The following is a 22,164-nucleotide window of genomic DNA, read 5'->3' on the forward strand; positions in this document are numbered from 1 at the left end:
CGGGATCACGTTGGGCTGACAGATTGATCAACTGACAAGGGCCAATATAGTCCCCACCCTCATCGCGACGCTCTCCCACTTAACGCAAGAAATCCCGCGATCCTCTCTCACTTTCTTTACGAAAGTGAGAGAGCGTCGCGGGAAAACCTGCAGGAGCTGCCAGAGGGTCCCGGTGGGGTGGGCGTACGACGGCGGGCGGCCACCCGCCGTCGTACGTCCCCGGTGTCTGTGCCTGGTGCCTGTGCCCGGGGTCCTAGGCGTTGAGGAGGTCCTTGTCCTTGTCGTCGTCCTTGGCCGGGCGGTTCCACGCGTCGCCCTGCTCGCGGTCCAGGTGGGTGGTCTTCTTGTTCTTCAGGGCGAAGATGTAGACCACCAGCGAGATGGCAATGGCCACGGTGACGTAGGTGAAGAACAGGTCCACCCGCTCGGCTTTCTGGAACGCGGCGCCGAGCAGCGGGACCGTGCCGCCGAAGAGCGAGTTGGCGATCGCATAGCCCAGCCCGACGCCCAGGGCGCGGATGGAAGCGGGGAACAGCTCAGCCTTCACCAGTGCGTTGATGGAGGTGTAGCCGCCAACGATCAGCAGGCCACCGAGCATCAGCAGGAACGCGGTGAACGGGTCCTTGGTGCCGGACAGTGTGGACAGCAGCGGCCAGGTGAAGAGGACACCGGTGATGCCGAACCAGAGCAGCAGGGGCTTGCGGCCCACCTTGTCCGAAATCATGCCGTAAACGGGCTGGAGCAGCATGAAGATGAACAGGGCCCAGAAGTTGATGACGGAGGTCTCGGTCTTGGCGATGCCTGAGGTATCGTTCATGAACTTCAGGATGAAGTTGGTGTAGGTGTAGAACGCCACGGTGCCGCCGAGGGTAACTCCGATGCAGATCAGCAGCGGCTTCCAGTACTGCGTGAAGAGCAGCTTCATGGTGCCCGGCTGGGCGACGCCCGCAACGGCCGGAACCTTAGCGGCCTCTACCTGCTCCGCCGAAACGGTTTCCTCCATGGAGCGCCGCAGCCACAGGACCACCAGGGCGGCCACGCCGCCGATCGCGAACGGGATACGCCAGCCCCACTCAGTCAGGTCGCCCTTGGGCATGACGTTCTGCAGGATGACCAGGACCAGCAGTGCCATCATCTGGCCGCCGATCAGGGTGACGTACTGGAAGCTGGAGAAGAAGCCTCGGCGCTTGGACGTGGCGGCCTCGGACATGTAAGTGGCGCTGGTGCCGTACTCGCCGCCCACGGAGAAGCCTTGGATCAGGCGGATGAGGATCAGCAGCACCAATGCCCAGACGCCGACCTGCTGCGTGGTGGGCAGGAGCGCGATGGCGAAGGAGCCTGCGGACATCAGGGTCACGCTGAGCGTCAGCGCGGCCTTGCGGCCCTTCCGGTCGGCATAGCGGCCGAAGAACCAGGCGCCGATGGGCCGCATGAGGAACGACGTCGAGAAGACGGCCATCGCTTCCAGTCCGGCTTGGAGATCATCCTTGGAGTTGAAGAAGTGGGACTGGAAGTAGGCGGCGAAGACCGTGTAGACGTACAGGTCGTACCATTCCACCAGGTTGCCCGCGGAACCCTTCAGGATGTTGCTTACTGCCCGGCGGGTCTGGGCTGCCTCGCTCTGGACTTCGGTTTGCTGGGTGCTCATCGCTGAACCTTCCTGAGTTGCGGCGCCGTGGCTTCCTGGCGTAATTTCGTGCTGTCCATGGCGACATTGCCCATGGTTTCCTCCTCGACGTTGACGGTCCCTGCACACGCCGAGGGACTCCTCCAAGTTATGCGTGAGCCACAGCACAACCTACGTGGCAGGGCATTTCCTAACACTTCCTTAGGTTTCGCCGGGGGCGCGGGGTAATCTCCAAAGCGGGCGGATTTTGGTGCCCAGTCAACGAAAAAGGGACCGGACCATGGAATTGCTGATCGTCGAGGATGACGACGCCATGGCTTCGGCACTGGCCGCAGCGGTGGCGACCGCAGGCCACAATCCCACAAGGGTGGCGCGCGGGGCCGATGCCCTGCTGGTCCACCGGAAGTTCGGGGTGATCCTCCTGGACCTGGGACTCCCGGACATGGATGGCCTTGAAGTCCTGCGGAAGCTGCGCCAGGTCACCCTCGTGCCGATCCTGATCCTCACCGCCCGCGACGACGAACGCAGCGTAGTGCTTGGCCTGCGGTCCGGAGCGGATGACTACCTCGTCAAGCCGGTGAAGCTGGTTGAACTGCTGGCCCGCATCGAAGCAGTGACGCGACGGGCGGGCCGTCACGCCGCCACTCCGCAGCAGATTATCGCCCTGCGGGATCTTCAGATCGACCTCGAACGACGCGTGGCAACCCGGGGCTCAGAGGAGCTGCCGTTGACCGCCACGGAGTTCGATCTGCTTGCCCTGCTGGCTGGTCATGCGGGTTCTGTTGTGACCAGGGAACAGATCCTCGACGCGCTGTGGGGCGACGCCTTCGTGGCCTCCTCCCGCGCCCTTGACGTCCACCTGACCGGGCTGCGGGCCAAGCTCCAACTGCCCGGCTTCATCATCAACGTCCGCGGCGTGGGCTACCGGATCGATGCGGATTCCGCGTGAAGCTGCGCGTCCTGGGCATCCTGAGCGTGCTGTCCGTCCTGCTGGTCCTGTTCGGCTCCACCGCCATCCTGGCCTCCGTCAGCCGGGAACTGACCCAGGAACTCCAGATCAAACGGGTGACCGCGCTGAACCGGTTCGCGCAGGTTGCCCTCGACGCCGCAACTGCCGAAGAGTCTGCCGGGCTCCAGACGGAAATGGACAGATACTCCGAACTCTACGGTGAGGGCGTGCTGATCCGCCTCCGGCAGGGCACCTTGCGCTCGGGCGGCCTCAGCGAGGAAAGAGCCGACGTCGGTGAGGCACTTGCCCGGGCGAACCTGAACCTCAGCGACACCACGCTCGCCCCGCTCCAGCCGTTCGGCCCGGCCTCCGAGGTACTCTCCCGTTCCTTCGGCAGCGCCAGCCAGGTGCTGGGCGAGGTGGTCCTGGAAGTGAACGTGGAAGCAGCCCGGCAGAAACTCCGCGAGCGGTGGCTCCTCGTCGGATTGGCGGCCGCCGCCTTCGCGGCCATGCTTCTCCTGGCTGCTGCCCGCGTGACCCGGTGGGTACTCCGCCCGGTCCATCGCCTGAACTCGGCAGTAACCGAATTTGAGGCAACCGGCCGGACCGGTCAGCTTCCGGAGGATGGGCCGCCGGAGCTGCGGGAGTTGAGCCGTTCCTTCACCACAATGGCCCGGACCGTCAGCAACAGCCTGGAATCCCAGCGGCAGCTGATTGCCGACACCTCGCACGAGCTCCGCAACCCGGTGGGCGCACTGCGGCTCAGGATCGACCTGCTCCAGCTGGAACTCCGGACGGCGCGCCAGCAGGATGCTGCGGCCGCGGTCCTGGCAGAACTCGAGCACGTGGAAGGCATCCTCGAGGGGGTCCTGAGGCTGGCGGCGGCTGAACACAGGGCAAGTGAATATCCTGCCCGGAGTCCCCGGGATGGATCTTCGGGCAATTCCCTGGGCCAGGCCCAGGCCCCGATCGATCCGCACCCGATCCTCCAGGAGGAAGCCGAACGGGCCGGCCCCGCCGCACTCCGCAGCGGAGCCACAATCCTGCTGCACAGCCCGCCGGAGCCGGCCGTGCACATCGCCGCCAACCCCGCCGAACTGGCCCAGATGGTGGCGGAACTGATCAACAACGCCATCAAGTACGCGCCTGGCGCCCACATCTCGGTAGGTGCCCTGCGCCGCGGAGGCGCCGTCACCATTGAGGTGTCCGACGACGGCCCCGGGCTTCCGGCCGACGAGCGGGCTGCAGCCACCGGCCGGTTCTGGCGCTCGCCACGCAACCGCGGCATCGGCGGCAACGGCCTGGGCATGACCATCGTGGACAAACTGGCCAGCGCCAATTCCGGCCGCCTGGAGCTGGCTGAGGCCTCCCCCCACGGCCTCGTTGCGCGCCTCGAGTTTCCGCCCGCAGAAGCCGGGCCTGATGCTGCTGGCAGTCAGGCGGACTCGAATGACTGATCTGAACGGAACCGGTGGTTTCCCCCGCCGCACTGCCCTCAAGGCCGGCCTGGCAGCCGGCCTGACCGGGCTGCTCCTGCCGGTGCTCAGTGGCTGCACACCAGAGGACCGTCCGGACACCGTGACCGTGGCCGGCGGCGAGCCGGGGGGCTTTTACCTGGAGTTCGCCGGGCTGCTGGCGGAATCCCTGCAGCGCTACGGTGTGGCCGGCCAGGCCACCTCGATGACCACCGGCGGCAGCCTGGACAACATCGAACTCCTGCTCTCGGGCAAGGCAACGTTCGCCATCGCGCTCTCTGACGCAGCTGCCCAGCGCTCAGCGGCGGGTGACACTAAGGCCGTCGCAATTTCCGCCGTCGGGAAGGTGTACGAGAACTACGTCCACTGCGTGGTCCGGCGGGACAGCGGCATCCGGGACATAGCCGGGCTGGCCGGCCGGATCGTGGCTGTGGGTGAGCCTGGCTCGGGAACATCGCTGACCACTCCCCGCCTGATCGAGGCGGCGGGGCTTGGCTCCGCGGCTGTTGGCGCAGGCCCAACTGCCACGCCCGGAGGGGCCGTCACCGTCCTCAACCTCGGGCTCAACGAGGGCCTGGCAGCACTGCAGCACCGGTCGGTGGACGCGCTGTTCTGGTCCGGCGGCGTGCCCACCGCGGCCATTGCGGCTGCCCACAGCGCCACAGGGCTGGCTCTCCTGGACCTCTCCCCGCTCCTGCCGCCGCTCCGGGCCAAACACGGCCTTTTCTATGACCGCGTCTTGATCCCGGAGGGTGCTTACCCTGGCATTCCGGCGGTCTGGACCGTGGGCCTGGCGAACCTCCTCCTGTGCCGGAGCGATACGGATGCCCGAACGGTGGAAAAGACCGTGGAGATTCTGGTGGGTCATGCCGAGGACCTGGTCCCGCGCTCCAGCCTGGGCGTGCAGTTCCTCAGCCCGGAGTCATTGATTAACACCCCTGGACTGCCGCTGCACCCCGCCGCCGCCGCTGCCTACCGGGAGCTGCACGGGTAGGCGGGACGCTCTCTCACTTAATGCAACGAATCCAGGGACGCTCTATCACTTTCCCTAAGAAAGTGAGAGAGCGTGCGCGGAAAACCGGCAGCAACTGCTAGAGCGTCAGTTCCCGGAGTGCGCCTGCAGGAAGCTGTACACCTCGGTCTCATCCACGCCGGGAAACGCGCCTGGCGGCATGGCGGCGAGCAGGTGCGAGTGGGCGCGGGCCGAGGGCCAGGCATTCCCGGCCCACTCGGTCGCCAGTTCCGCTGGGGGACGCTTGCAGCACTTCGGGTCGGGGCACGTTGAGGTGGCCCGCGCGGTGGTTTCCCGCCCGCGGAACCACTTCACATGCTGGTACGGCACCCCGATCGACAACGAGAACTCGCCGTTCGGCGAACGCTCGGTCCTGGCCGTGCACCAGTACGTTCCGGACGGAGTGTCCGTGTACTGGCTGTAGGCGCTGAACTTGTCCGGCACATCGAACACGGCACGCGATGTCCAGGCCTTGCACGACGGCTGGCCCTCGATGGCGCCGGTATGGTCCTGCGGAAACGTCACGCCGTCGTTCTCATACGCCTTGTAGATGATCCCGCTCTGGTGGGTCTTTTGGAAGTGGGTGGTGATGCCCAGGTGCTTCGTGGCCAGGTTGGTGAAGCGGTGGGCAGCGGTCTCGTAGGAGACGGCGAAGGCATCCCGGATGTCCTCGACCGCGATCTCCTTGGCGGCCTTGGCCTTAAGCAGGAAGTCCACGGTCGTCTGCTCGGGCAGCAGGAGAGCGGCGGCGAAGTAATTCGTGGCAACGCGCTGGGCCAGGAAGTCACCGTAGTTTTTCGGGGTCTCGTGCCCCAAAACGTAGTGCCCCAAAGCCTGCAGCAGCACCGACCGGGGGTCGTGGTCCTGCCGCTGGCTCTGCGTCAGATAAATTCGGCGGTTCTTCAAATCGGTCACGGAGCGCGTGGAATGGGGCAGGTCACCGACGTGGTGGAGGCTGAAACCGAGCGTCTCGGCGATGTCCGCGATCACGTGCTGGCTCAACGGTCCGGAGGTATAGCCGACGGCGGCAAGCACCTTCTGCGCCTCGGCCTCATATTCCGGGAAGTAGTTGCCGCGCTCGCGCATCATGGCACGCAGCTCACCGTTCGCGCGGCGGGCCTCCTCCGGCGTCGCCACCTGCTCGTTCAGCTTCCGTTCGAGCTCGTGCAGCAGCCCCACCTGGGACTCCAGGACATCGAGCGGAAGCCGCGAGCTGATGCGGATTCTGGGCAGGTTAAGGGACTCATACAAGGGCCCGCGCTGGTAGCGTTCCAGCTCAATTTCCAGGGCCGCACGGCGGTTGGGCGGTTCGGCGCCGAGCAGCTGGTCGATGCTCACGTTGAGGGCCGCTGCCAGCCCCTGCAGCAAGGAGAGTTTGGGCTCCCGTTTACCGTTCTCAATCAGGCTCAGCTGACTGGGGGCGGTGCCGACGGCGGCACCCAGGTCATCGAGGGTGTAGCCGGCCTGCTTACGCAGGTGCCGCACCCGGCGGCCAAGGCTGATGACGTCCAGTTCCGCCGTGGCGGCGGACGACGGCGGGTTTGCGGCTTCGCGATTCCAGCTTCCAGGGGACATTTCTTGAGGATACGCGAAGAAGTGCGTTTCTTTCCAGCCTTTTCCTCTATCTAAGTGTTGCGAAGTGCTGAAAAGTAGTGATCACGGAAAGAAACACCGCACCGGGGTCGCCGGCCGGAACTGCAACGGAGCAGGTTCGGCCAGCGAGAATCCCCCGGAGCTCAATCAAGGAGATCAACGATGACCGCAGCATTTGAGCCCACCCAGCAGACGCCCGAAGAGCAGGCCGCAGCACTGGAGCTTGAGTGGGCCGCCAATCCCCGCTGGGAAGGTGTGACCCGTGACTACAAGGCCTCGGACGTCGTCAAGCTCCGCGGCCGCGTCTCCGAAGAGCACACCCTGGCCCGCCGGGGCTCGGAGAAGCTGTGGAAGCAGCTCACCGGGGAGCACAAGACCGGCGGCTACACCAACGCCCTGGGCGCCCTGACCGGCAACCAGGCCGTGCAGCAGGTCAAAGCCGGCCTGCGTGCCATCTACCTCTCGGGCTGGCAGGTCGCCGCGGATGCCAACAACTCCGGCCACACCTACCCGGACCAGTCCCTGTACCCGGCCAACTCGGTTCCCACCGTGGTCCGCCGCATCAACAACGCCCTGCTCCGCGCCGACCAGATCGAGTTCTCCGAGGGAGTCCAGACTGTTGAGGACTGGATGGTCCCGATCGTTGCCGACGCCGAGGCCGGCTTCGGTGGCCCGCTGAACGCCTACGAGCTCATGAAATCCATGATCCAGGCCGGCGCCTCGGGCGTTCACTGGGAAGACCAGCTCGCCTCGGAGAAGAAGTGCGGCCACCTCGGCGGCAAGGTCCTCATCCCCACCCAGCAGCACGTCCGCACGCTGAACGCCGCCCGCCTCGCCGCCGATGTCGCCGGCACCCCCTCGGTGGTCATCGCCCGCACCGACGCCGAGGCAGCAACCCTGATCACCTCCGACGTCGATCCCCGCGACCAGGAATTCGTCACCGGCGAACGGACCCCGGAAGGCTTCTACAAGGTCCGCAACGGCATCGAACCCTGCATCGCCCGCGCCAAGGCCTACGCTCCGTACTCCGACCTCATCTGGATGGAGACGGGCACCCCGGACCTCGAGCTCGCCAAGAAGTTCGCCGAGGCCGTCAAGGCCGACTTCCCGGACCAGATGCTCTCCTACAACTGCTCGCCGTCGTTCAACTGGCGCAAGCACCTGGACGACGCCACGATCGCGAAGTTCCAGCGTGAACTCGGCGCCATGGGCTTCACGTTCCAGTTCATCACCCTGGCCGGCTTCCACGCCCTGAACTACTCGATGTTCGATCTCGCCCACGGTTACGCCCGTGAAGGCATGAGCGCCTACGTCGAGCTCCAGGAAAAGGAATTCGCCTCCGAATCCCGCGGCTACACCGCAACCAAGCACCAGCGCGAAGTCGGCACCGGCTACTTCGACGACATCGCAACCGCGCTCAACCCGAACGCATCCACCCTCGCCCTGGTCGGATCGACCGAAGAGGGCCAATTCCACTAATCCCCAGCCGCTCCCTCCACTCGCAAGCTCGCGATGGAACCCAGCGGCTGTGGGCCCACCACCCACGGTGAGCGGATGAACTGCTCGCCCGAAGGCACGACGGCGGCCGGCACCCAGGGTGCCGATGCCACCGGGGGCCGGGAAAGGTGATCCGGAAGTGTGCGTAAAAGGGGCCCTGTCCCCGCCCGGCCGAGCTCTGCGAGGCCCCGGCGGGGATGGGGAACAGCACACGGAGGATGACCTTTTTCGGCCCCGACCTGTACCCCGCCGTCGAACACTTTGTCTCCGAGGAGAGATTGACATGAACAGCTTTACTGACGACTTCACGATCAACGGAATCACCATGACCGCGCAGCCCATCTGCCGGCAGAACGAGGTTCTTACTCCGGACGCTCTGGAGTTCGTCGCGAAACTGCACCGGGCAACTGCCGAGCGTCGGCAGGAGCTGCTGCAGGCCCGGCGGAACCGGCGGGCCGAGATCGCCGCCGGCCAGGATCCGCGGTTCCTGCGGGAAACCGAGGACATCCGCAACGACCCGTCCTGGCGCGTCGCTCCCCCGGCCCCGGGCCTGGAGGACCGCCGCGTGGAAATCACCGGACCCGTGGATCAGAAAATGACCATCAACGCCCTGAACTCCGGCGCCAAGGTCTGGCTCGCTGACATGGAGGACTCCTCTACCCCCACCTGGCGCAACGTCATCAAGGGCCAGCTGAACCTCACCGACGCCCTGGAACGCCGGATCGACTTCACGAGTCCCGAGGGCAAGGAATACAAGCTCCGTCCCGCCGCCGAACTGCCCACCATCGTGGTCCGCCCCCGCGGCTGGCACCTGCCCGAGAAACACATGATCATCGACGGCGCCCCGGTGGCCGGCGGAATCGTGGACTTCGGCCTGTACTTCTTCCACAACGCCCGCCGTCTCCTGGCCCAGGGCAAGGGACCGTACTTCTACCTGCCCAAGATCGAGAACCACCTCGAAGCACGGCTGTGGAACGACATCTTCGTTCTCGCCCAGGACCTGCTGGGAATCCCGCAGGGCACCATCCGCGCCACCGTGCTGATCGAGACCATCACCGCGGCCTTCGAAATGGAGGAAATCCTCTACGAACTGCGCGACCACGCCTCGGGCCTGAACGCCGGCCGCTGGGACTACATCTTCTCCCTGATCAAGAACTTCCGCACCCGCGGCCCCCGGTTCGTCCTCCCGGACCGCGGCCAGGTGACCATGACCCAGCCCTTCATGCGCGCCTACACCGAACAACTGGTCCGTGCCTGCCACAAGCGCGGCGCCATGGCCATCGGCGGGATGGCAGCAGCCGTCCCCAACCGCAAGGACGAAGCCGCGAACACCAACGCCTTCGAAAAGGTCCGCGCCGATAAGACCCGCGAGGCCAACGACGGCTTCGATGGCTCCTGGGTGGCCCACCCGGACCTCGTGCCGGTATGCCGCGAGGTGTTCGACTCCATCCTCGGCGAGCGTCCCAACCAGCTCGAACGCACCCGGGAGGACGTGATCCCCGATGACGCCGCCCTCATCAACGTCGCCGCCACAACAGGCACCATCACCGAACAGGGCATCCGGAACAACATCGAAGTAGGCATCCGCTACATCGAATCCTGGCTCCGGGGCAACGGCGCAGTCGCCATCCACAACCTCATGGAAGACGCCGCCACCGCCGAAATCTCCCGCTCCCAGCTCTGGCAGTGGATGTTCGCCTCCGCCATCACCGACCACGGCGAAATCATCACCCACCACTGGATCGAGGAGCTCCTCGACGAAGAGTTCGCCCGCCTGGAACGCTTCGACGGGGACCGCTTCGAAGACGCCCGCGACATCTTCGAAGAGGTCACCCTCGGCCAGGACTTCCCGTCGTTCCTCACCCTCCCCGCCTACGCCAGGTACCTGACGGAAGCAAAGACCAAGGCCTCCGCCGAGGAACTCGCCGCCGCCTAAAAAGGCAGCAGGCACAGAATTCCGTCCGCCGGGCCGGCACGCCCTTCGCAACAGGAACCCCGAAATCCGGGGAGCCGGCCCGGCGACGGAAGCACCTTCAGCAAAACGGACGACGCCGGGACGCACCACACCGGCACGCCCCTGGCGACGCTCTTTCACTTAACGCAGGAAAACCCGGAACGGTCTATCACTCTCCAGAAGGGAGTGATAGACCGTTCCGGCATTTGCTGCAGGATCTGCCAGAGCGTCGGGAGGGGCGGGGAGGGGGCGGGAAGGAAAAAGTACGACGGCGGCGGGCCGGGTCAGCGGCCCTTGGGCACCAGCCGTACGGACAGGGTTGTGCTGAGGAAGAATGTCAGCGTCGAGGCCAGGATCAGGAGCAGCGCAGGGGTCCATGAACCCGTCTCGTTGTGGACAAAACCCACCAGGGGCGGGGCCACCGCGGCGAAGCAGTACCCGAGTCCCTGGACAACGGCTGACATCCTGCCCGCGGATGCCTGGTCCCGGGCCAGTTTGATGATGGCAATGAAGATCAGGGTGATGCCTCCGCCCTGCGCGATGCCGCCGAAGGTGGACCAGAGCCACCACAGGTGCGGCGCGAGCATCAGCCCGCCCGGCACCGTCACCCACAACACCCCCAAGGTGACCGCCGTCGTCGTCGTACTGAAGTATTTGGTGGCAAGCGGGACGCCGAGCCCACCGACGATGGCGAAGATCTGGAACAGCGACGATCCCGCACCGGCGGCGGAGGCGGACATGTCCAGCTCATCGTTGAGGTAGCTCGGCAGCCAGGCGGTCACCGCGTAGTAGGAGAAAGCCTGTCCGGCGAAACCGGCCGTGAGTCCGGCGGTGATCCAGCCGGAACCCTTGACCGCCGGATGCTCCTGGCCGCCGGGAACCACGTCCGCGCAGGGGACAAACGCGGTGCGGGCACCTACGGCGAACGTCCAGAAGATGATTGCCACCACCGCCAGGATGCCGACGGATGCCAGGGAGAGCTGCCAACCGGCCAGCTCGGCGAGCGGCGCCGCCACCATGGATGTCAGGAACGATCCGATGTTCAGGGCTGCCGTATAGACACCCATGGCCGTGCCCTGCCGCTGCGGCGAGAAGTCGCGCCGGACTATCAGGGGAACCGCGATATTGCCGATGGTGATGGCCAGGCCGATCATCACCGTTCCCGCCAGCACGAGCGCCGGACCGCCGGCCGAGCGGACGACCACTCCGGCAAGCACCCCCAAAATGGTGAGCGTGACGGCGAATTCCGCACCAAATCGCCGCGTCGTCAGCGACGCCAGCGGGGCAGCGAGCGCAAAGCACAGCACCGGGATGCTGGTAAGGAGCCCGAGTATCACGGGCGAAAACCCGAGGTCCGCCTGCATGACATCCACAACGGGAGCCACGGCCACAAAGGGGCCGCGCAGGTTCAGGGCGAGCAGTCCGATGCTGGCAAGCAGAATCCAGGATTTTGGAACTTTTGCCATGAACTGCCCGCTCACCGGATTGCCGGGAGGCTTAAAAATGATTTCATCACTCCATTGCTATCACGCCCCGCCCCTGGCGCCGCCTCCGGCGAGGGGGCCTAGGATGAACATCACGGCCCAGCCCACGGACGAAGGACCAGACATGCAGCAGCGGCTTGCCATCCTTGACGACTACCAGGACGTTGCTCACGGCTTCGCCGACTGGGCCTCATTGGAGCAGGCCGGCGTCTCGACGTCCGTCTTCCGTGAACCGTTCCAGTCCCCGGATGCGCTGGTGGCGGCGCTCGTCGACTGCCGGATTGTCGTGGCGATGCGGGAGCGTACGCCCTTCCCCCGCGCCGTGCTGGAGAAACTTCCCGCCCTCAAACTTCTCGTCACCACCGGCATGGCAAACGCCGCCATCGACGTTGACGCGGCCAGCGAACTTGGCATCACAGTGTGCGGGACACCCGGCTCGCCCACCGCCGCTCCGGAACTGACGTGGGCCCTGCTCCTGGCGCTTGCCCGTAATCTTCCGGCCGAGGAGAACTCACTGCGGGCCGGAACCTGGCAGACCTCCGTGGGCATCGAACTCGCGGGCAAGACCCTGGGCATTGTGGGCCTGGGCAGGATCGGGCGGCGGATCGCAGCCTACGGGCAGGCCTTTGGCATGGACGTGCTGGCGTGGAGCGAGAACCTGACAGAGGAAGCGGCCGCGGAGGCCGGGGCCCGGAAAGTCAGCAAGGAAGACCTTTTCAGGAATTCCGACGTCGCCACCCTCCACCTGCGGCTCTCTCCCCGCTCCGAAGGGATTGTGGGCGAAGAGGAACTGCGGCTGCTCGGTCCGGAAGGCCTTTTGGTGAATACTGCGAGGGGACCCCTGGTTAACCAGGACGCCCTGGTCCGGGCCTTGGGCGAGGGCTGGATCCGGGGAGCTGCGCTGGACGTGTTCGACGAGGAACCACTCCCGGCGGGCCACCCGCTCCTCGCCGCCCCGAACACCGTGCTGTCCCCGCACCTCGGCTACGTCACACGGGAGAGCTACAGCCAGTTCTACGGTGGCGCTTTTGAGGATGTCAGCGCGTGGCTTGCGGGTTCACCGGTCCGCGTAATTACCGGGTAATTACCCCGCTGCCTGGAGCGTCGCCTCGATCGCAGCGGGCGATAATACGTACTGCGTCACCATCTGGCTCGCACCAATGATGGCTGCTTGGTCCCCTGCCATGGAGAGGGCGATCCGGAGGTGGGTTGTCGCCAAGGGCAGCGAGCGCCGATACACCACTTCGCGCGCCCCCGCCATCAGGTGCTCCCCGGCCTGCCCCAGGCTGCCGCCGATGACGATCACTGACGGATTGAGCAGGTTCACGACGGTGGCGAGGACGTCTCCCAGGTCCCGGCCTGCCTGGCGCAAGGCCTGGACGGCCTGGAGGTTGCCCTCACCGACCAACCTCAGGACATCACTGCCCTTGCGCGCCGGCACACCCTGGCGTTCCAGCTCGGCGGCAACGGCCGGTCCGGACGCCAGCGCCTCCAGGCACCCGTAGTTTCCGCACCGGCACAGCACGTCATCGCCGCGCGGCACCCGCACGTGGCCAAGGTCGCCGGCAGTTCCGTTGGCGCCGCGTTGCAGCTCACCGCTGCTGATGATCCCGGCGCCGATGCCGGTGGCCACCTTGATGAACAGGAAATTTTCGTGAGCGGGCCAGTGCGCCGTGCGCTCACCAAGCGCCATGATGTTCACGTCGTTGTCCACCAGCACGGGAACGGGCAGGGAGCGCTGAACGTAGCGGACGACGTCGAACCCGTCCCAGCCCGGCATGATGGGGGGCTTCACCGGCCGCCCGGTGTTGTGCTCCACGGGTCCGGGCAGACCGATTCCCACCCCGGCAAGGTGGCCGGCGGTCCGGCCGGCCTTGGCGAGGACCGCCAGGCCCTCGCTCACCACCCGGTCCAGCACGGCCTCGGGGCCGGCAGCCACATCCTGGACCAGCCGCTGTTCGGCCAGCACCCGCCCACTGAGATCGGTGACCGCAACGATGACATGGGTGGCCCCGACGTCGACCGCCAACACGGTCCGTGCCGCGGGGTTGAAGGCAAAGCGCGACGGCGGCCTGCCGCCGCTGGAGTTTGCCTCCCCCGCAGGTCCCACCAGTCCGGACAGGAGCAAGGCGTCGATGCGGGCTGCCACTGTGGAACGCGCCAGCCCTGTGGTCATAGCGAGTTCGGCGCGGGTCCTCGCCTGTCCGTCCCGCAACAGCTGGAACAGGTCGCCGGCGCGCGCCAGGCTGCCTCCTGCGTCGGCTGCCGCCGGTCGGTGGCCAGGGTTCAAGGTCATCAAACATGAATAACACAACAGGGTTCTGCATGTCACGCGGGAAAAGAATGTCGCAAAGCGATCTTCTTTTGCTTGACCTCCGGCAAAAGTCGTCCTAGCTTTAGGGGAATCGTTCTGGCCGAAGCCGTCGTCACATCTTCAGGAGAGTCCCGATGCCGTACTCACTCCAGCTGTACACCCTGCGCAACGCCATCCAGGCGGACCTGCCCGGCACCATCCGGCGGGTGGCCGAGATCGGCTTCACGCAGGTGGAACCGTACAACTTCGTCGCCACCGCCAAGGAACTCGGCGCCGCAATGAAGGACAACGCCATCACCGCACCCTCCGGCCACGCCCCGCTCCTCAGCCAGGACCAGGACGAGATCTTCACGGCAGCCAGGGAACTGGGCATCAGCACTGTCATCGATCCATTTATCGCTGCCGAGCACTGGCAGTCCGCTGAGGACATCCAGGCCACCGCTGCCGGCCTCAACGCCGCGGCCAAAAAGGGCGCCGAATACGGCATCCGCGTGGGGTACCACAACCATGCGTGGGAGTTGGAGTCCACCATCGAGGGGCGCACAGCATTGGAGTACTTCGCCGATCTCCTGGACCCCGAGCTCGTCCTCGAGGTGGACACCTATTGGGTTGCCGTGGGCGGACAGGACCCGGTAGACATCCTGGGCAAGCTCGGGGACCGCGTGAAGTTCATCCACATCAAGGACGGCCCCCTCAATACCGACACCAAGGCACAGCAGCCCGCCGGGAAGGGCAAGGTTGCCGTCCTGGACGTCATTGCCGCGGCACAATCCCTGGAGACCGGCGTCGTTGAGTTTGATGACTATGACGGTGACATTTTCGAAGGGATCGCCCAGAGCCTCGCCTTCCTGAACTCCGCCGACGCTTCCGCAGCCGAAGGCGGCAAGGCATGAGCCCGGCAGGAACAGGCGCAGCCTCAGGCCGGGGGCCGGTGGGGGTTGCCGTCATCGGGGCCGGAAACATCAGCAAGCAGTATCTGGACAACCTCACTGTTTTCCCCGACCTCAAAGTGCTCGTCATTGCCGACCTCTTCGAGGAGGCCGCCCAGGCGCGTGCCAAGGAATACGGCATCCCGGAGTGGGGCGGCGTTGACGCCGCACTGGACCACCCCGACGTCGAAATCATCGTCAACCTGACCATCCCGGCGGCCCATGTGGAGGTTGCCACCGCAGCCGTCAAGGCCGGCAAACATGTCTGGACGGAAAAGCCGTTCTCGCTGGACCGCGAGTCCGGCCTGGGTCTGTTGAAGACCGCCGAGGACGCCGGGATGCGCCTCGGCTGCGCACCGGACACCTTCCTCGGCGCAGGGCTGCAGACGGCTCAGCGGATCATCGATCGCGGCGACATCGGCACTCCGCTGACCGCCATGACAACGTTCCAGACGCCCGGCCCGGAATCCTGGCACCCCAACCCGGCCTTCCTGTTCCAGTCCGGCGCCGGGCCGCTGTTCGACATGGGTCCGTACTACCTCACCACCCTGGTCCAGACGTTCGGCTCCATCCGCAAGGTGGCCGCCGTCGGATCCAAATCCAAAGAGGTCCGCGTCATCGGTTCCGGACCCAAGGCCGGCGAGAAATTCACGGTAGACGTGCCCACCCACGTTTCCGCGATGGCGCAGTTCGAAAACGGCGCCTCCTCCCACAGTGTCTTCTCCTTCGAATCGCCGCGTGTCCGGATGGGTTTCGTGGAAATCACGGGCACCGAGGCCACGCTCTCCCTGCCCGACCCCAACCATTTCGACGGCGACCTCCGGCTCTGGCGGGCCGGGGACGAGGACTGGACCACTGTTCCGGCGACGGGTCCGGCGAACGGCCGCGGCATGGGCGTCCTGGATATGGCGCGTTCACTGCGCGCCGGTGTCCCCCACCGCGCCACTGGAGAGCTCGCCTACCACGTCCTGGATTCCATGGTCTCGATTACCGAATCGATGGATTCCGGCACGTTCGTGGATGTCAACAGCTCCGCTCCCGCATCCCCGGCCGTCCCCGAGGACTGGGCGCAGGAAACAGCCACCCTTTAGGAATTCACCATGACTGCACCGGATTCACTCCCCGCCAAACCGCAGCCGGACCCGAAACCACTGGGTGTGGCGATGATTGGCTACGCGTTTATGGGCAAGGCGCATTCCAACGCGTGGCGCAATGTTGCCAGCTACTTTGACGTGCCGGCTTTCCAGCAGAAAGTCCTGGTGGGCCGCGATGCCGCCGGGGTGGCCGAAGCCGCTGCCAGGTACGGCTGGGCTGAGACCGCCACGGACTGGCGCACGGTCCTGGACCGGGACGACATCCACATCGTCGATATCTGCGCGCCGGGCTGGCTGCACGCCGAGATCGCCATCGCAGCGCTAGAGGCCGGCAAGCACGTGCTCCTCGAGAAGCCGCTCGCCAACACCCTGGCCGAGGCCGAAGCGATGGCCGCCGCTGCCCAGGCCGCCCGGGCCCGGGGCGTCCAGTCCATGGTCGGGTTCACCTACCGGCGCGTCCCTGCGCTTGCCCTGGCGAAGGAACTGATCGCCGAGGGCCGGCTGGGCACCGTCCGGCATGTCCGTGCCGCCTACCTCCAGGACTGGCTCGCGGACGAAACAACACCCATGACCTGGCGGCTCAGGAAGGAATCGGCCGGGTCCGGGGCGCTCGGCGACATCGCGTCCCACGCCATCGACCAGGTCCTGTTCCTGCTCGGGAACACGGCCACGGAAGTCTCCGGCCGCACGCACACGTTCACCACCCGCCGCCCCGGTGCAGGCGGTCCCGGTGCCGGGCTGGAGGATGTAACGGTCGACGACGCCGCCTGGGCAACGCTGTCCCTCGCCTCCGGGGCAATCGCCTCGGTGGAGGTGTCCCGGGTAGCCACCGGCCAGAAGAACTCGCTGCAACTGGAGATCTACGGCGATAAGGGCTCCCTGATGTTCGACCTCGAAAACCTCAACGAGCTCCGTTTCCTGGACGCCACCGCACCGGCCCGGGAACAGGGCTTCCGCCGGATCCTGGTCACCGAACCCGAACACCCCTACCTGGACGCCTGGTGGCCGCAGGGCCACATCATCGGCTGGGAACACAGCTTCACCCACCAGGCCCGCGACTTCCTGCTGACCATCGGCAACGGCACCCCGCCCTCGCCCTCGTTCGAGGACGGACTCGCCGTCCAGCGCATCCTGGCCGCCGTCGAGGAATCCGCCGCCACGAAAAGCACCATCATCGAACTGGCCCACACCGTCCAGCCCGCAGCCAACGCCTTCGCGTCCAACGCCTCCGTACATAACGCACCCGCAGAAGGAGCCTGACATGCCCCGCCCCTACACCCTCTTCACCGGCCAGTGGGCCGACCTCCCCTTCGAGGAAGTCGCCCGCCTGGCCTCCGGCTGGGGCTACGACGGCCTGGAAATCGCCGTCTCCGGCGACCACCTGGACGCCTGGCGCTGGGACGAACCCGGCTACGTCCAGGCCAAACTCGCCGTCCTGGACAAGTACAACCTCAAGGTCTGGGCCATCTCCAACCACCTCAAGGGCCAGGCCGTGTGCGATGACCCCATCGACTTCCGCCACGAAGCCATCGTCGGCGCCAAGGTCTGGGGCGACGGCGACCCCGAAGGCGTCCGCCAGCGGGCAGCGGAGGAAATGAAGCACACCGCCCGGCTCGCCAAAGCACTCGGCGTGGACACCGTCGTCGGGTTCACCGGCTCCGCCATCTGGCAGTACGTCGCCATGTTCCCGCCCGTCCCCGAACACGTCATCGACGCCGGCTACCAGGACTTCGCCGACCGCTGGAACCCCATCCTGGACGTCTTCGACGAATGCGGGGTCCGGTTCGCCCACGAAGTCCACCCCTCCGAAATCGCCTACGACTACTGGACCACCGTCCGCACCCTCGAAGCCATCGGACACCGGCCCGCGTTCGGCCTGAACTGGGACCCCTCCCACATGATGTGGCAGGGCATCGACCCCGTCTCCTTCATCTGGGACTTCAAGGACCGGATCTACCACGTGGACTGCAAGGACACCAAGCTCCGCCCCACCGGCCGGAACACCGTCCTCGGCTCCCACCTTCCCTGGGGCGACCCGCGCCGTGGATGGGACTTCGTCTCCGCCGGGCGCGGCGACGTCCCCTGGGAATCATCCTTCCGGGCCCTCGCCGCAATTGGCTACGACGGCCCCATCTCCATCGAATGGGAGGACGCCGGCATGGACCGCCTCCACGGCGCCCCCGAAGCCCTCGCCGCGCTCAAGAAGTTCGACTTCCCGGCGTCGAACACCTCCTTCGACGCAGCCTTCAAACAGTAGCCTCAGGCGGCGGGAACTAGAATGCCGGCATGACCCACAGCATCCGAAAGGCAACAGCGGACGACGCCGGACCGCTCGCCGCACTGGCCGCCGTCACGTTCCCCCTGGCCTGCCCGCCGTCGGCGTCACCGGACGACATTGCCGCCCACCTGGCCAATACCCTCAGTGAAAAGCACTTCCGGGGATACCTGGCGGACCCGGCTGTCACCATCCTGGTCATCGACGCCGACGGCGGCCTTCGCGGCTACAGCCTGCTCGTGAACCGGCCGGCGGAGGACCCGGACGTTGCCTCCGCCCTGACGGTCCTTCCGTCAGTCGAGTTGAGCAAGTGCTATGTCCATCCGGAGCACCACGGTCTGGGCGCCGCAGCGGAACTGATGCACGCCAGCCTCGAGGCCGCAGCAGGAACCGGTGCGGCCGGCGTCTGGCTGGGCGTCAACAGCCAGAACGCCCGGGCCATCCGGTTCTACGAAAAATCCGGCTTCCGCAAGGTGGGCAGCAAGTCGTTCCGGCTGGGTACCACCGTGGAACACGATTTCGTCCTGGAACGGGCCGTCCCCTGATCGAAGGGCTCCCCTGCTCGCCGGCTCCTAGTCGCCGGCCCGGCCACCCAGTCGCTCGTCCAGGGGTGGTCGGGGCTCCTTCAACAGCTTCAGTCCCGGGGGAAGGCCCTCGATGTTTCCGTCAGTCCGGTTGGCGCTGATGGTAATCCGGGAATGCCCCAGGCGAACGTTTTCAGCCCTGAAGTCACCCTTTTCCTCAGCCAGGATGGGGGCGAGGTGGACAACACCGCGGGTGAAGTCCGGATCAAAGCGCAGCAGGATCCGGGCAAGCTGGATGGGCGCCGCCGCTGCCCAGGCCTGCGGGGAGCAGGCGGTGGGATACGGGACCGGGCCGTGGAATTCGGAGCGGTCGAAGCCACAGAAGAGTTCCGGCAGCTGCCCGTCAAAATGGGCGGCCGCGTCGAATATCCCGCGCGCCACACGCTTTGCCTCGGCCACGAACCCGTACCGCATAAGGCCCGTGGCAACAAGGGCCGAGTCGTGGGGCCAGACCGATCCGTTGTGGTAGCTCACCGGGTTGTAGGCGCCCATGTTCGAGGCCAGCGTGCGGATCCCCCAGCCGGTGAACATCTCCGGCGACATCAGATGTTCCACCACCGACGCAGCCTTATCCTCGTCGACGATGCCCACCCAGAGGCAGTGGCCCATGTTCGAGGTGCAGGCATCCACCGGATTTTTGTCCTTATCCAGCGCCACGGCGAAGTAGCCCTTGTCCGGCAGCCAGAACTTCTCGTTGAAGGCCTTCTTCAGCGTGGCAGCGCGCCCAGCCCAGTAGGACTCCTTTTCGGTATCTCCGCCCGAACGTGCCAGCAGAGACCGGGCGACATAGGCGGAATATACGTAGCCCTGGACCTCGCACAACGCGATTGGAGGCTCTGCCATCCGCCCGTCCGCAAAGTTGATCCCGTCCCAGGAGTCCTTCCACCCTTGGTTCAGCAGCCCGTGCGGGTTCGGACGCAGGTACTCCACGAAACCGTCGCCGTCACGGTCCCCGTACTTTTCCATCCATTCAAGGGCCCGGTCGGCATGCGGCAACAGGGATTCGATAACGTCATCCGACAGACCCCAACGGCTGAGTTCGCCCAGGACGCTGACAAACAGGGGTGTCGCATCTGCAGTGCCGTAATAAGCGGTTCCGCCCAGAGCCATGCCGGCCGTCACGCCCAGCCTGACCTCATGCGGAATTCGGCCGGGCTCTTCCTCGGAATCGTCATCCACTTTGGTGCCCTGGATGGCTGCCAGCGTCTGGAGGGTTCCAACCGCCAGCGTCGAATCAACCAGCAGGGACATGTAGGAGGACAGGAGCGAATCCCGCCCGAACAGCGCCATGAACCAGGGCGCACCGGCAGCAACAGCCGCACGGTCCGGATGCTCGGCATCGAAAATCCGCAGTGATCCCAGGTCCGCCTGGCTCCGGAGCAGTGTGGCCTCAATATTGCTGTCGCCCACCGAGATCCGGGGGACGTTTTCCTCCCACGCCAGGTGCCGCTGGACGCCTTCGCGGTGGCGGGGCAGCCCCGCCTCGGTGAAGGGCTCCTTAGGGGCTCTGCCGTTGATCATCGGGACCACAATGACGGACGTGGACCATTTGCCCCTGGCCGGGATGGTCGCGCGGAAACGCAACGCGTCCTCAGTGACTTCTGCGCCAGCGGCCCGTACTGCTGATCCACGCCGCTGGCCGTCGCGGACGGCTTCGATGACGAGTTCGCCGTCACGGACACTCCTGGTCAGGGAGGCCTCGGTGCTGAGGCGTCCGCCCTTGACGTCGAAGAGGTCCGCCTGGTCTGCGTCCACCAGGAGTTCGATCTCGCATTCGACAGGCTCCGAGGAATAGTTCTCCAGGGTGATGTCGTCCTGGAGGCCAGGCCCGATGTGGCGGTCCTGGCGGACCACAAGCGGACTGTCGAACCGGGCGTCGGGCCACTTTGCCCTGCCTACGAAGGTGGCCTCATAGGCGTCGGGACGATGCGCCACGAGAGGTTCGCGCAGCGCACCGTTGATTCGGAGAATCCAGCGGGAAACTATCCGGGTGTCCTGGTAGAACGCGCCGTTGGTTCCGCCCTCAGAGCTGATGTCGCCGCTGTGGGCAGAAATGCAGAACGACGACCCCTCCACCAGCGTTACTGCATCGGTTCCGCCGATATCGGCTTCAGTGTCGGCGTTCCAGGCGGTCATTAAATGCTCTCCTTACCTCATGTCCGCCGGGTGGAGCTTGGGCTCGCTTCCGGCGTCCGGATGACGTTTCCCCGTAGTCGATTCTGGTGCAAGTGCGCACCATCCGGAACCCCTGGAAGCTGACTCTTTTCCAGCAGCTTGGCGTACAGGTCCAGATGGTTGGCAACCATCCTCTCGGTGCTGAAGAGCTTCAGGGCCCGCTCCCTGCAGTGGGCCCTGTCCAGCGATGCCGCCAGCGGAAGGAAGCTGTGCAGCTCTTCGGTCGGACCCAAATAGCCGGTCCTGCCGTGGTCCACGATTTCGGGGGCCGATCCGATCAGCGTGCCCACCACGGGCGTGCCGGTCGAAAGGGACTCAATCATTACCAGGCCGAACGGCTCGGACCATTGGATGGGGTTCAGGAACGCGATTGCTTCGCCCATGAGGTGGTACTTGTCGGCATCGCCCAGTTCGCCGAGGAACTCCTCATTGGAACCCAGGATCGGCTCTATGACGGACCGGTAGTACCCGATCTCGTCAGGCTCGCGCATCTTGGCGGCAAGCCGGAGCGGAATGCCGGCCGCACGCGCTATATGGATTGCCTCAAGCACGCCCTTGTCCGGGCACATCCTGCCTACAAAGCAGGCGTAGCCGCCCTTCCCTGAACCGACCGGTACGGCGGCGACGTCCATGCCGTGGTGGATAACGCGCGTGACGGGAACGTCGGGCACGTGGGAGGTCTGGTCGCGGGAGATGCCGATGATGGCTGTGTCGGCCGCCATGGCACGGTACAGATCAGCCGACGCCGGGTTGAGCGGGCCGTGGATAGTGGTCACCACGGGCGGGGATCCCCGCCGGGCGGTGCACAACGGTCCGGCCAGTGTGTGGTCGTGGATGATGTCGACGTCCGCCATGCTCTCATACGCCCTGATGACATGGCTGAGTTCGGAGAGGGTGAACCCGAGTTCGGCTGGTTCAGAGGGCCTCATGTTGGGGGCCAAAGGTGCCGGACAAGTGCTGTCCGACGCCGCCGCCAACAGTACCTCGTGCCCCGCAGCGATGAACCCGCGGGCCAGGGAGTCAACAACCCTCTCTATGCCCCCGTAGCCGACCGGGGGAATCGGAATCCATGGTGCTGCTACAAGTCCTATCCGCACGTGTGCCTCCGGGGGATCACAGTCCAAGGTCCCCCGACCTGGCAACTGGGCTTTCCTACAAGGCATCTGCTTAACCTGTTCTTCCGACTATCGCCCCATGGGAGG

At 65.9% G+C, this 22,164-nt stretch carries 17 protein-coding genes; 11 read left to right on the forward strand and 6 right to left on the reverse strand.

Features of this window, described 5'->3' with window-relative positions; genetic code table 11:
- Positions 1-253: 253 nt before the first annotated feature.
- Complete coding sequence (locus ABIA70_RS12700) at positions 254-1,648, reverse strand: MFS transporter (RefSeq protein ID WP_354147926.1); 1,395 nt, start codon at positions 1,646-1,648, stop codon at positions 254-256.
- 259 nt (positions 1,649-1,907) lie between these two features.
- On the opposite strand from ABIA70_RS12700, the gene ABIA70_RS12705 reads away from it, so the two are divergent.
- From ABIA70_RS12705 to ABIA70_RS12715, 3 genes are read left to right on the forward strand one after another with little or no spacing between them, the layout of a single operon-like run.
- Positions 1,908-2,576 (forward strand): response regulator transcription factor, encoded by a 669-nt coding sequence (locus ABIA70_RS12705; protein WP_354147927.1) that lies wholly within the window; start codon positions 1,908-1,910, stop codon positions 2,574-2,576.
- Positions 2,573-4,033 (forward strand): HAMP domain-containing sensor histidine kinase, encoded by a 1,461-nt coding sequence (locus ABIA70_RS12710; protein WP_354147928.1) that lies wholly within the window; start codon positions 2,573-2,575, stop codon positions 4,031-4,033. The genes ABIA70_RS12705 and ABIA70_RS12710 overlap by 4 nt, the downstream gene beginning before the upstream one ends.
- Entirely contained in the window at positions 4,026-5,045 is a 1,020-nt protein-coding gene (locus ABIA70_RS12715) for a TAXI family TRAP transporter solute-binding subunit (RefSeq protein ID WP_354147929.1), read from the forward strand. The genes ABIA70_RS12710 and ABIA70_RS12715 overlap by 8 nt, the downstream gene beginning before the upstream one ends.
- A gap of 105 nt (positions 5,046-5,150) precedes the next feature.
- Here the strand turns inward: ABIA70_RS12715 and ABIA70_RS12720 are convergent, their stop codons facing one another.
- Complete coding sequence (locus ABIA70_RS12720) at positions 5,151-6,638, reverse strand: helix-turn-helix domain-containing protein (RefSeq protein WP_354147930.1); 1,488 nt, start codon at positions 6,636-6,638, stop codon at positions 5,151-5,153.
- Positions 6,639-6,818: 180 nt separating this feature from the next.
- Between ABIA70_RS12720 and aceA the strand changes: the two genes are divergently transcribed.
- Positions 6,819-8,135 (forward strand): isocitrate lyase, encoded by a 1,317-nt coding sequence (gene aceA, locus ABIA70_RS12725; protein WP_354147931.1) that lies wholly within the window; start codon positions 6,819-6,821, stop codon positions 8,133-8,135.
- A gap of 301 nt (positions 8,136-8,436) precedes the next feature.
- Positions 8,437-10,089 carry a malate synthase A gene (gene aceB / locus ABIA70_RS12730; protein ID WP_354147932.1) on the forward strand — a complete coding sequence of 551 codons (1,653 nt, stop codon included), beginning with the start codon at positions 8,437-8,439 and terminating at the stop codon, positions 10,087-10,089.
- Between the two features lie 302 nt (positions 10,090-10,391).
- Here the strand turns inward: aceB and ABIA70_RS12735 are convergent, their stop codons facing one another.
- Positions 10,392-11,573 (reverse strand): MFS transporter, encoded by a 1,182-nt coding sequence (locus tag ABIA70_RS12735; RefSeq protein ID WP_354147933.1) that lies wholly within the window; start codon positions 11,571-11,573, stop codon positions 10,392-10,394.
- 142 nt (positions 11,574-11,715) lie between these two features.
- Between ABIA70_RS12735 and ABIA70_RS12740 the strand changes: the two genes are divergently transcribed.
- Positions 11,716-12,675, forward strand: coding sequence for a D-2-hydroxyacid dehydrogenase family protein (locus ABIA70_RS12740; protein ID WP_354148304.1), 960 nt, complete (start codon positions 11,716-11,718; stop codon positions 12,673-12,675).
- On the opposite strand, the gene ABIA70_RS12745 is transcribed toward ABIA70_RS12740, so the two are convergent.
- Entirely contained in the window at positions 12,676-13,887 is a 1,212-nt protein-coding gene (locus ABIA70_RS12745; protein WP_354147934.1) for an ROK family protein, read from the reverse strand.
- Positions 13,888-14,039: 152 nt separating this feature from the next.
- Here ABIA70_RS12745 and ABIA70_RS12750 point away from each other — a divergent pair, with 152 nt between their 5' ends.
- Genes ABIA70_RS12750 through ABIA70_RS12770 form a run of 5 tightly spaced genes read left to right on the forward strand, consistent with a single transcriptional unit; the run spans position 14,040 to position 18,748 of the window.
- Positions 14,040-14,798 carry a sugar phosphate isomerase/epimerase family protein gene (locus ABIA70_RS12750; protein ID WP_354147935.1) on the forward strand — a complete coding sequence of 253 codons (759 nt, stop codon included), beginning with the start codon at positions 14,040-14,042 and terminating at the stop codon, positions 14,796-14,798.
- A complete protein-coding gene (locus tag ABIA70_RS12755; protein WP_354147936.1) occupies positions 14,795-15,925 on the forward strand; it encodes a Gfo/Idh/MocA family protein in 1,131 nt (376 codons plus the stop codon). The genes ABIA70_RS12750 and ABIA70_RS12755 overlap by 4 nt, the downstream gene beginning before the upstream one ends.
- Positions 15,926-15,934: 9 nt before the next feature.
- The gene (locus ABIA70_RS12760; RefSeq protein WP_354147937.1) at positions 15,935-17,188 is read left to right on the forward strand and encodes a Gfo/Idh/MocA family protein; all 1,254 of its coding nucleotides are present in this window, start codon (positions 15,935-15,937) and stop codon (positions 17,186-17,188) included.
- A gap of 1 nt (position 17,189) precedes the next feature.
- Positions 17,190-18,185 carry a sugar phosphate isomerase/epimerase family protein gene (locus tag ABIA70_RS12765; RefSeq protein WP_354147938.1) on the forward strand — a complete coding sequence of 332 codons (996 nt, stop codon included), beginning with the start codon at positions 17,190-17,192 and terminating at the stop codon, positions 18,183-18,185.
- 29 nt (positions 18,186-18,214) lie between these two features.
- Complete coding sequence (locus tag ABIA70_RS12770) at positions 18,215-18,748, forward strand: GNAT family N-acetyltransferase (RefSeq protein ID WP_354147939.1); 534 nt, start codon at positions 18,215-18,217, stop codon at positions 18,746-18,748.
- 27 nt (positions 18,749-18,775) lie between these two features.
- On the opposite strand, the gene ABIA70_RS12775 is transcribed toward ABIA70_RS12770, so the two are convergent.
- Together ABIA70_RS12775 and ABIA70_RS12780 are read right to left on the reverse strand one after the other, a co-directional pair.
- On the reverse strand, positions 18,776-20,923 hold the full coding sequence (locus ABIA70_RS12775; RefSeq protein ID WP_354147940.1) for an amylo-alpha-1,6-glucosidase: 2,148 nt from the start codon (positions 20,921-20,923) through the stop codon (positions 18,776-18,778).
- A 17-nt stretch (positions 20,924-20,940) separates the two neighbouring features.
- The gene (locus tag ABIA70_RS12780; RefSeq protein WP_354147941.1) at positions 20,941-22,059 is read right to left on the reverse strand and encodes a glycosyltransferase family 4 protein; all 1,119 of its coding nucleotides are present in this window, start codon (positions 22,057-22,059) and stop codon (positions 20,941-20,943) included.
- Positions 22,060-22,164: the final 105 nt, after the last annotated feature.

This window comes from Arthrobacter sp. 754, from assembly GCF_040548695.1.
Lineage (GTDB): Bacteria > Actinomycetota > Actinomycetes > Actinomycetales > Micrococcaceae > Arthrobacter.